The 9,926-nt window shown below is 56.0% G+C and carries 8 protein-coding genes and 2 tRNA genes; 5 read left to right on the plus strand and 5 right to left on the minus strand.

The genetic code is table 11. The annotated features are described in order from the left end of the window. Window positions 1–36: 36 nt before the first annotated feature. The gene (locus tag AX755_RS20790; RefSeq protein ID WP_013097836.1) at window positions 37–1,095 is read left to right on the plus strand and encodes an FUSC family protein; all 1,059 of its coding nucleotides are present in this window, start codon (window positions 37–39) and stop codon (window positions 1,093–1,095) included. Window positions 1,096–1,263: 168 nt separating this feature from the next. Then, window positions 1,264–1,599: a DUF496 family protein gene (locus tag AX755_RS20795; RefSeq protein ID WP_010432067.1), complete on the plus strand. Its 336-nt coding sequence runs from the start codon at window positions 1,264–1,266 to the stop codon at window positions 1,597–1,599. Window positions 1,600–1,648: 49 nt separating this feature from the next. On the opposite strand, the gene AX755_RS20800 is transcribed toward AX755_RS20795, so the two are convergent. Together AX755_RS20800 and AX755_RS20805 are read right to left on the minus strand one after the other, a co-directional pair. Next, window positions 1,649–1,981, minus strand: a complete 333-nt coding sequence (locus tag AX755_RS20800) for a gamma-glutamylcyclotransferase family protein (protein WP_062857363.1) — start codon at window positions 1,979–1,981, stop codon at window positions 1,649–1,651. 54 nt (window positions 1,982–2,035) lie between these two features. Further along, window positions 2,036–2,111: transfer RNA gene (locus tag AX755_RS20805), tRNA-Asn, on the minus strand. A gap of 161 nt (window positions 2,112–2,272) precedes the next feature. Here AX755_RS20805 and emmdR point away from each other — a divergent pair. Both emmdR and AX755_RS20815 read left to right on the plus strand, forming a co-directional pair. Continuing rightward, window positions 2,273–3,727 (plus strand): multidrug efflux MATE transporter EmmdR, encoded by a 1,455-nt coding sequence (emmdR, locus tag AX755_RS20810; RefSeq protein WP_120727113.1) that lies wholly within the window; start codon window positions 2,273–2,275, stop codon window positions 3,725–3,727. A 103-nt stretch (window positions 3,728–3,830) separates the two neighbouring features. Continuing rightward, window positions 3,831–3,906: transfer RNA gene (locus tag AX755_RS20815), tRNA-Asn, on the plus strand. Between the two features lie 136 nt (window positions 3,907–4,042). On the opposite strand, the gene AX755_RS20820 is transcribed toward AX755_RS20815, so the two are convergent. From AX755_RS20820 to shiA, 3 genes are all read right to left on the minus strand, one after another. Then, entirely contained in the window at window positions 4,043–5,815 is a 1,773-nt protein-coding gene (locus AX755_RS20820) for an aminopeptidase P family protein (protein ID WP_062857364.1), read from the minus strand. A gap of 18 nt (window positions 5,816–5,833) precedes the next feature. Continuing rightward, window positions 5,834–7,288: an AMP nucleosidase gene (locus tag AX755_RS20825; protein WP_062857365.1), complete on the minus strand. Its 1,455-nt coding sequence runs from the start codon at window positions 7,286–7,288 to the stop codon at window positions 5,834–5,836. A gap of 73 nt (window positions 7,289–7,361) precedes the next feature. Next, window positions 7,362–8,675: a shikimate transporter gene (gene shiA, locus AX755_RS20830; protein WP_062857366.1), complete on the minus strand. Its 1,314-nt coding sequence runs from the start codon at window positions 8,673–8,675 to the stop codon at window positions 7,362–7,364. Window positions 8,676–8,867: 192 nt separating this feature from the next. Between shiA and ldtA the strand changes: the two genes are divergently transcribed. Continuing rightward, window positions 8,868–9,803, plus strand: a complete 936-nt coding sequence (ldtA, locus tag AX755_RS20835) for a L,D-transpeptidase (protein WP_029881837.1) — start codon at window positions 8,868–8,870, stop codon at window positions 9,801–9,803. Window positions 9,804–9,926: the final 123 nt, after the last annotated feature.

Here is a 9,926-nt window from a genome sequence, read left to right on the forward strand (position 1 = left end):
TACAATTGTGATTTGCCGTGTAGCTGGAGAGCGGGTGTGCGTCCCGACAAATCATTAACGTCTTTCGAAATTCGGTTGTATAAACACTACCGCGTGGTTCATGGGTGCCGTATCGCGCTGGCATTCGTTCTGACGTTTGTGCTGGTCCGTTTACTGGATGTTCCTGAAGGAACGTGGCCACTGATCACGCTGGTGGTCGTCATGGGGCCTATCTCGTTCTGGGGGAACGTTGTCCCGCGTGCCTTCGAACGCATTGGCGGTACGGTTTTTGGTTCAGCCCTTGGGTTGATTGCCCTGAAGCTGGAGCTTATTTCATTTCCGGTGATGCTGGCCTGGTGCGGTGTCGCCATGTTCCTCTGCGGCTGGCTGGCGCTGGGTAAAAAGCCCTATCAGGCACTGCTGATTGGTATCACCCTCGCGGTGGTGGTCGGCGCGCCAGCGGGTGATATGACCACGGCACTGTGGCGAAGCGGGGATGTTATCCTTGGTTCACTGCTGGCGATGCTTTTCACCGGTATCTGGCCGCAGCGCGCTTTCCTGCACTGGCGCATTCAGATGGCAAATTATGTCACCGCTTTTAACCGTGTCTACCAGGCCGGTTTTTCACCTAATCTTGTCGAACGTCCCCGGCTGGAGAAGCACCTTCAGCAGATCCTTAATGACGTGGTCAAAATGCGCGGTCTGATTACCCCTGCCAGCAAAGAGACCCATATTCAGAAATCGATTTTCGAAGCTATCCAGACCGTGAGCCGCAATCTGGTCTGCATGCTTGAATTGCAAATCAACGCGCACTGGGCCTCGCGCCCCAGCCATCTGTTAATGCTGAACGCGCAGACGCTGAAGGAGACGCAGCAGATGACGCAGCAAACCCTGCTGACCATCGCTCATGCCCTTTATGAAGGTAACCCGCAGCCCATCCTCGCAAACAGCGAGCGTCTGAATGAGATCGTTGCCGAACTGAAACAGCTGATCAACGAGCGACAGGGCGATAACGTAGCGGAAACCCCAATCCATGGTTACGTCTGGCTGAGCATGGAGCTGGCGCGTCAGCTTGAGTTGCTGTCGCATCTCATTTGCCGCGCACTGCGCAAATAAAGAGCAGCTATTGCCATATGTGACGGCTGCTGCTTCGATTCAGCATCAATTGGGGTTATGATAGTTTTAAACGATATACTCATTGTCATTCGCAGCCGCTGTCAGTAAGGTTATTGGTACAACGGTTGTTTTAACGAATCCGAATCTCACATTATCAGGGGTGTAAAAATGGAAACTACCAAGCCTTCGTTCCAGGATGTTCTGGAATTCGTCCGCCTGTTCCGCCGCAAAAACAAACTGCAGCGTGAAATCCAGGACGTTGAGAAGAAGATCCGTGACAACCAGAAACGTGTTCTGCTGCTGGATAACCTGAGCGACTACATTAAGCCAGGTATGAGCGTTGAAGCTATTCAGGGCATCATCGCCAGCATGAAGAGCGACTACGAAGACCGCGTTGATGACTACATCATCAAAAACGCTGAGCTGTCTAAAGAGCGTCGTGACATCTCCAAAAAGCTGAAAGTGATGGGCGAAATCAAAAACGCTGAAGCCAAAAGCGAATAATCGCTGCTGATTGCAAAAAAGGCTCTCTGGTGACAGAGAGCCTTTTTTATTACGCAGAGCGCGGCTGAAGCTGATAGATCCAGGCCTTAACCTGGTCACCTTCGGCGGTGGTCACCATGACCTCGACCCGATCGTAGCCGTCTTCAAATTCGTCCAGCATCGGCCAGTGTGCCTCAAGGTTACTGGAGATAAACAGATAACCCTCAACGCGCGGGCCATCGGCGTGCAGCACGATACCCGGAAAATCTGCCGCAGCGCCCCAGCCACGCGCATAAAATGTCCCGGTGACAAAACCGGCCTGCCATTCACCGCCGATGCTTTCGAGAATATATGCATTTGAATGGCCCGGGCGTAACGTACCGTAGACAAACAAAGCGTCCATTTTTCCTCACCAGAAAAGCAAAAAGCCCGCTTTAAAAGCGGGCTTTTCAGAATGTGGCTCCTCTGACTGGACTCGAACCAGTGACATACGGATTAACAGTCCGCCGTTCTACCGACTGAACTACAGAGGAATCGTTGTGGAGGCTTATCTTAGCGGCCAAAAAAGTTTTGTCAAACCTGATCTTAGTGATTAGCGATCGATTGCCGATTCTGTCATCAGTTTGTTGCAAATCCAGACATCTTTTTATGGAAAATACTTTGCAGGATGAGCTTTTCTCCCCCATCATTTGAAATGGAGTTTCAACTTTTCTCGCTAAGGTCCATTTTGAACGTTACTGCCACTCTCCGCCAGGCGATTATGCGCACGCCATGGTATGCAAAACGTAAAAGTTATCGTGTTCTGTTCTGGCGTGAAATCACCCCGCTTGCCGTACCTATTTTTCTGGAGAATACCTGCGTTCTGCTGATGGGGGTGTTGAGCACCTTCCTGGTGAGCTGGCTGGGTAAAGAGGCGATGGCCGGGGTCGGGCTGGCGGACAGTTTTAACATGGTGGTGATGTCTTTCTTTGCCGCAATCGATCTTGGTACCACGGTGGTGGTGGCCTTTAGCCTGGGCAAGCTGGATCCGAAGCGTGCACGCGAAGCCGCCCGGCAGTCGCTGATGATCATGACCCTTTTTTCGATCATCCTGGCGGCGGTGATCCACTATTTCGGCAAAGAGATTATTGACTTTGTCGCGGGTGAAGCGACGAATGAAGTTAAGGATCTGGCGCTGACCTATCTGGAAATGACGGTCTTAAGCTATCCTGCTGCGGCTATCGCGCTGATCGGTAGCGGCGCGCTGCGCGGGGCGGGCAACACAAAAATTCCGCTGCTGATCAACGGCGGAATGAACATCCTGAATATCATGATCAGTAGCGTCCTGATCTACGGTGTTTTCTCCTGGGAGGGAATGGGGTTTGTTGGCGCAGGGCTGGGGCTGACAATCTCCCGCTACATTGGTGCGGCAGCCATCCTCGGGGTGTTGATGGCGGGGATCACGCCATCGCTGCGCCTCACGTTAAAAAGCTACTTCCGGCCCTTTAACTTCGCCATTATCTGGGAAGTGATGGGGATTGGTATTCCTGCCAGTATCGAGTCGGTACTGTTCAACGGCGGTAAACTGCTTACCCAGATGTTTGTTGCCGGTATGGGGACAGATGTGATTGCCGGTAACTTTATTGCCTTCTCCATCGCCTCGCTGATTAACCTGCCGGGTAACGCCTTAGGGTCGGCCTCCACCATTATCACCGGTAAACGGCTCGGCAAAGGGCAGATAGGGCAGGCGGAGCGCCAACTGCGCCATGTCTTCTGGCTGTCGACCATTGGTCTGACGATAATTGCGTGGGGGAGCGCGCCCTTTGCCGGGCTGATGGCCTCGTTCTATACCCACGAAGATGATGTTAAAGAGGTCGTTAAAATCCTGATTTGGCTCAATGCAGCTTTTATGCCGATCTGGGCGGCGTCCTGGGTACTGCCTGCCGGGTTAAAAGGGGCACGCGATGCCCGCTTTGCGATGTGGGTGTCTATGCTCGGCATGTGGGGTTGCCGTGTGGTAGCGGGTTATACGTTGGGGGTCATGCTCGGTATGGGGGTCGTCGGTGTCTGGCTGGGGATGTTCCTTGACTGGGCCGTGCGTGGGGCATTGTTCTACTGGCGTATGGTAAGTGGGCGCTGGCTCTGGAAATATCCGCGGCACAATGCCTGACAAATGTGCGAAATGTTGAATAAATCGGCAAACGATCGGAAATCTGCATTCTGCCTTTGACAACACCGGGTAGCATCGATAATATGCGCCCCGTTCACACGATTCCTCTGTAGTTCAGTCGGTAGAACGGCGGACTGTTAATCCGTATGTCACTGGTTCGAGTCCAGTCAGAGGAGCCAAATTTGAAAAGCCTGCTTTTAAAGCAGGCTTTTTGCTTTTGTACGTTCTGGAAAACTGCCGGGTGGCGGCTTCGCCTTACCCGGCCTACGAGACTGTAGGCCCGGTAAGCGCAGCGCCACCGGGCAATAAACCGCACTACCGGTTAACACGAATCGGCGCCGTCGCTTCCACCAGCCACGGACGCGCGTCGCTCTCCACCAGCGGTGACAGCGCTTCGCGCACCTGCTGATGATACTCATCCAGCCACTGCTTTTCCTGCTCGTTTAACAGATTGAGTTCGACCTGGCTAAGATCGATTGGGATCAGCGTCAACGAGGCAAATTTGCAGAATCCTGGAGAGCTTTCCACAATCTCCACCTGATTTTCAATGCGGATCCCATGGCTATCCGCCAGATAGTATCCCGGCTCGATAGTCATAATATTGCCCGCCACCAGCGGCCACGGGTTGACCTTTTTAGCGATGCGATGCGGGTTCTCATGGATAAGCAACTGATGACCCACGCCATGGCCCGTTCCGTGATCGAAATCCAGTCCCATCTCCCACAGCGGCCGACGCGCGAAGGCATCAAGCTGATGCCCCTGGGTGCCGGACGGGAACTGCAGGGTAATCAGCGACAGAAAACCTTTCAGCACGGCGGTGTAGTGTAAGCGCTGCGGTGGGCTGACCTTGCCCCACGCCAGGGTACGCGTGGCGTCAGTGGTACCATTATGGTACTGACCACCAGAATCATTTAGATAAAAGTGGTCATGGCCGATGGGTTTGTTGCTGGCTTCGCTTGAGTGGTAGTGGCACATCGCCGCATTGCTGGATGAGGCCGAAATGGTCGCAAAACTTTGCTCAATAAAGCCTGGCTGCAACTCGCGAAACGCGAGTTGCTGTGCCTGGGCCTCCAGCTCGGTCAGCGGCTGGCCTGCTGCCGCACGTGCGGGCACTTCACGGCTCAGCCAGGCCAGGAAATTGACCCACGCGGCACCGTCCTGATGATGACACTCCCGGTAACCCGCCAGTTCTACCGGATTTTTATTGGCCTTCATCAGCGTGATGGGGTCGGTGCGCCAGAGAATGTCACCGTGTGGCTCAATGGCAAAACGCAGAGCCACCGGCGCTGAATCGGCATCTACCATCACCCGTTTACCGTGAGAAAGGCGCTGGCAGCGTTCAATAAAGGCATCCTGCGGCGCAATGGTGAAAGCGTTTCGCACGCTATCAGGCAGGTTGCTTAGCTTATTGTCGTTAACGAACCATTCAACGCTACCGTCCCGACTGAGCAGGGCAAAAGAGAGCGGAACCGGGCTGGTGGGAATATCTGAACCGCGCACGTTAAGCAGCCAGGCGATGTTATCCGGCAGGGTCACGGCCAGATAATCGGCATTGTTCGCGGCCAGCACGGCGGCAACGCGCTGACGTTTATCGGCGCTGCTTTCACCACTGATTTCAACGGGCATCTCGCGGATGAGCCCCGCCGGAGCGGCAGGGCGATCGGTCCATAACGTATCAAACGGTGACTGGTTAAGCGGCACCATTTCACACGGTGTCGCAGATAGCGTCTCATAATCGGCATTGGTCATCAGCAGCGCTTCAAAACCAATCCGCGTGCCAGCCTCAATGTTGGCTGTCAGCCATTGTGCCAGCGGCTCATTGTGCAGATGGTGGATCTCTACTTCATCCATGTTGACCTGCACGCGGGCCTGAACCTGATAGCGGCCATCGACAAAAAGCAGGGCTTTGTCTTTTAGCACCAGAGCCAGCCCCGCCGAGCCATCAAAGCCGGTCAGCCAGGCCAGTTTTTCATCATACGGCGCGCAGTATTCGCTCTGCCAGGCATCCGCGCGTGGGACGAGCATCCCGTCGAGCTTATTTTCCTGTAGCCACTGACGCAGGGCCGATAACGGTGATGGGGTGTGCATTATTTTTCCTTATTGTTATCAGCGGAATGGCGGTTCGTTAAAGGTACGCAGCTTGCGTGAGTGCAGCCGGTCACCTTCTGCCCGCAGCAAATCAATGGCGCGAATGCCGATTTGCAGGTGTTCGGAGATAGCCCCTTCGTAGAACCGGTTTGCCTGTCCCGGAAGCTTGATTTCACCGTGCAGCGGTTTATCGGAAACGCACAGCAGCGTACCGTAAGGCACACGGAAGCGATAACCCTGAGCGGCAATGGTGGCGCTTTCCATATCAATCGCCACCGCGCGGCTCAGGTTGAAGCGCAGGGCAGAGGCGGAATAACGCAGCTCCCAGTTACGGTCATCTGTCGTGACGACCGTGCCGGTACGCAGACGCTGTTTGACCTCTTCACCCGGCATGCCGCTCACCTCTTTGGTGGCGTCATACAGCGCGCGCTGCACTTCGGCAATGCTTGGGATCGGGATGTCCGGCGGGAGAACGGCGTCAAGCACGTGGTCATCACGCAGGTAGGCGTGGGCCAGCACGTAGTCGCCAATCAGCTGGCTTTCACGCAACCCACCGCAATGACCAATCATCAGCCAGACGTCCGGGCGCAGCACCGCCAGATGGTCGCAGATGGTCTTGGCGTTTGACGGACCCACACCGATGTTGATAAGCGTGATGCCCTGGCCGTCGGCGGTGATCAGGTGCCAGGCTGGCATCTGGTGCTGCTTCCATGCCAGATCGGAGATAGCCTGCTCAGGCGCTTCGGTTTCGGCGGTGATCCAGATCCCACCGGCGCAGGAGAGGGCGATATAAGGGCTCTCCGGGTCAAGGATCTGGCTACAGCCCCAGCGGACAAATTCGTCGACATAGCGGGTGTAGTTGGTAAACAGTACGAACGGCTGGAAATGCTCGGCTGGCGTCCCGGTGTAGTGACGCAGGCGCGCCAGGGAGAAATCCACCCGGCGGGCGTCAAAATGTGACAAGGGGGAAAACTCTGCCGGGTGATAAATGCCGTCGGCGGTCTCATCGCCAATCTGCGACAGCTCGGTCGTCGGGAAATGGCGCGTCAGCCCTGCGCTCATGGAGCGATCGAGCGTTAACGCCGAACCGTCAATTACGTACGGATAGGGGATTTCATGCTGTGATGGCTCAACGGCAATGTGCGCGCCGTAATCCTGATAGAGCAGAGTGAGTTGCTCCTCAAGATAAGGACGGAACAATGCAGGGCGGGTCACGGTGGTGCTGTAGCAGCCGGAGTGGGTAAAACGCGCGTAGGCACGGGTCTTTGGCGTGGTACTGGCGCTGCCGTCCCAAGTGACAGAGAGCGATGGATAAACAAAAAGGCCCTGGGTTCTGGCCTTTTCGTCGGGAAGTTTCCCTGTTTCGATGTACTCACTGATGGCGCTGCGCAGCGCATTGACGGACTGTTCGTACAGCGCGTCGAGTTTTTCCAGTGCCTGAGCCGGGGTCAGGCTGGAGCCCTTATTATTCATGTCTGTCTCCTTGTTCCACAGGTGTGCTGCTATACCCGATAGTATGTCACACGCCTGTGAAACAAAAGGGAGATCAGGGATGGTGTGTCTCTTTCATCACCAGCGCCGTGGCGGCCGACAGCAGGCAGCCTGCCAGCAGGTAGCCTGCCACGCTGTGCCAGTTTCCGCCGGAGAACGTCACCAGCGCGGCGGCAATAAACGGCGTAAATCCGCCGCCCACGACGCTCGCCACCTGGTATCCTACGCCCGCCCCGCTGTAGCGGTAGCTTGCGCCGAACAGTTCGGTAAACATCGGTTGCTGCACGCAGACCACCATATCGTGGGCAATGTTGGCGAGCATAATGGCAAAGAAGACTATCCAGAAGACCGACTGTGCCTCCAGCGCCATAAAGAACGGCCAGGCGCTGAGGGAGCCAATCAGCGCACCGGTAATATAGACGCGGCGGCGGCCAAACCGATCCGCAAGCCAGGCGAAGCAGGGGATTGTCAGACAGCTGATCCCGCCCACCAGCAGACCGATATTCAGGAACAGCTCACGGGGGAGGCCGAGGTTCTGCGTGGAATAGTTGAGGGCAAACGCGGTGACGATATACATCGTCAGCAGCTCGCACAGGCGCAGGGCGATAATTTTCAGAAAAGCGCCAGGATGACGAATGAGCGCCTCCATCACCGGCAGCCGTTTTCTGGCAACGGGGTTTTCCCGCTGCTGTTCAAACTCGGCGGACTCTTCCATTCCGTTACGGATCCACAGCGCGGCGATAACCAGCACGATGCTGAAGATGAAGGGAATGCGCCAGCCCCAGCTCAGAAACTGCTCATCGGTCGTGAAGTGGCTGATAAGCGACACCAGCCCGGTGGAGAGCAACAGACCCACGCCGTACCCAACCTGAACACCGCTGCTGTAGAACGCCTTTTTATTTTTCGGTGCGTTTTCGACCGATAACAGCGCCGCGCCGCCCCATTCGCCGCCCACCGCAAAACCCTGAATGGCGCGCAGGGTGACCAGCAGTACCGGAGCCCACCAGCCAATCGTGGCAAACGACGGCAAAATACCGATGAGCGCAGTGGCGATCCCCATCATCCAGACGGTGAGCATCAGCATGCGTTTGCGGCCAAGTCGGTCGCCAAAGTGGCCGAAGATCACCCCGCCCAGCGGGCGGAACAGGAAGCCGACGCCAAAGGTGGCAAACGCGGCGAGCGTGCCCATGGCGGGGCTAATTTGCGGAAAGAATTCGCGGTTAAAGACCAGAGCGGCGGTGATGCCGTAGAGCAAAAAATCATACCAGTCCACGACGGCCCCCGCGAAGCTGCCAAAGGCGGCGCGGCGGGCACGGTTAAGGCAAGGCGTCCCCTCGCCGGGACGTGTGGAGATGAGGGTGGAGTCCATAGTTGTCCTGTCTGCACTGATTTTTTATTTATTGGTATAAGAAAAGGTTACTCACAAAGCCATCGTCATAACGACGCGATCTATGAGACTACCGCGACGGGCGGCACGAGGAAACTGATTTTATTTCCTGATGGGTAATGCAAAGCGGCTACGCTATGCTTAGCAAATAGTGAAGCGACTAAGGAAGGGAATATGCGTCGTAGAAATGTGCTGGGCTGTCTGGCTGCCTTGCTCATAAGCCAGAGTGTCCAGGCGGTGAGTTATCCTTTGCCGCCCGCCGGGAGTCGGCTGGTGGGCAGCACGCAGGTTATTACCGTACCGGACCACAACACCTTGCCGCTTGAAGCGTTTGCCGCGCAGCACGGGCAGGGGCTGAGCAACATGCTTGAGGCAAACCCCGGTGTTGATCCGTTTTTACCGCAATCCGGTACCCGACTGGTGGTACCTCAGCAGCTCATTCTTCCCGATACGGTTCGCAAAGGCATCGTGGTGAACGTGGCGGAAATGCGCCTTTACTATTATCCGCCAGGCAGCAATACCGTTGAGGTGTTTCCCATTGGTATTGGCCAGGCCGGGCGCGAAACGCCACGCAACTGGGTGACAGCCGTCGAGCGCAAGCAGGAAGGACCAACCTGGTCGCCCACGCCAAACACCCGGCGTGAATATGCAAAAGAGGGAAAAACGTTGCCCGCATTCGTGCCCGCCGGGCCGGATAACCCGATGGGGTTGTATGCGCTCTATATTGGCAGGCTTTATGCCATTCACGGTACCAACTCGAATTTCGGCATCGGCCTGCGCGTCAGTCAGGGCTGCATTCGTCTGCGTAATAACGATATCAAATACCTTTTCGACAATGTGTCGCCAGGCACGCGCGTGCAGCTTATCGATCAGCCTGTAAAAGTGACGACGGAGCCAGACGGCAGCCGCTGGGTGGAAGTGCACGAACCGCTGTCGCGTAACCGCGCAGAATTTGAATCAACCAATAAAGTGCCGCTGCCGATTACCCCCGCGTTGCGGGCACAGCTAATAAACGAGGGGGCGGGCGCAGAGCTGGAACGTCGATCCGGGATGCCGGTTAAGCTTGCTTTGCCCGGTGGCGCTGCGCTTACCGGGCCTACAGTCCCGTAGGCCGGGTAAGGCGAAGCCGCCACCCGGCAGTTTTCCAGAACGCACAAAAGCAAAAAGCCTGCTTCAAAAGCAGGCTTTTCAAATTTGGCTCCTCTGACTGGACTCGAACCAGTGACATACGGA

It is taken from the genome of Enterobacter sp. SENG-6, assembly GCF_001605945.1.
In the GTDB taxonomy this organism is placed as follows: Bacteria; Pseudomonadota; Gammaproteobacteria; order Enterobacterales; family Enterobacteriaceae; genus Enterobacter; species Enterobacter cloacae.

Coding starts and splice junctions, on each gene's coding strand:
- emmdR (WP_120727113.1), top strand. CDS start 2,273: ATGGAGTTTCAACTTTTCTCGCTAAGGTCCATTTTGAACGTTACTGCC.
- ldtA (WP_029881837.1), top strand. CDS start 8,868: ATGCGTCGTAGAAATGTGCTGGGCTGTCTGGCTGCCTTGCTCATAAGC.
- AX755_RS20795 (WP_010432067.1), top strand. CDS start 1,264: ATGGAAACTACCAAGCCTTCGTTCCAGGATGTTCTGGAATTCGTCCGC.
- shiA (WP_062857366.1), bottom strand. CDS start 8,675: ATGGACTCCACCCTCATCTCCACACGTCCCGGCGAGGGGACGCCTTGC.
- AX755_RS20800 (WP_062857363.1), bottom strand. CDS start 1,981: ATGGACGCTTTGTTTGTCTACGGTACGTTACGCCCGGGCCATTCAAAT.
- AX755_RS20825 (WP_062857365.1), bottom strand. CDS start 7,288: ATGAATAATAAGGGCTCCAGCCTGACCCCGGCTCAGGCACTGGAAAAA.
- AX755_RS20820 (WP_062857364.1), bottom strand. CDS start 5,815: ATGCACACCCCATCACCGTTATCGGCCCTGCGTCAGTGGCTACAGGAA.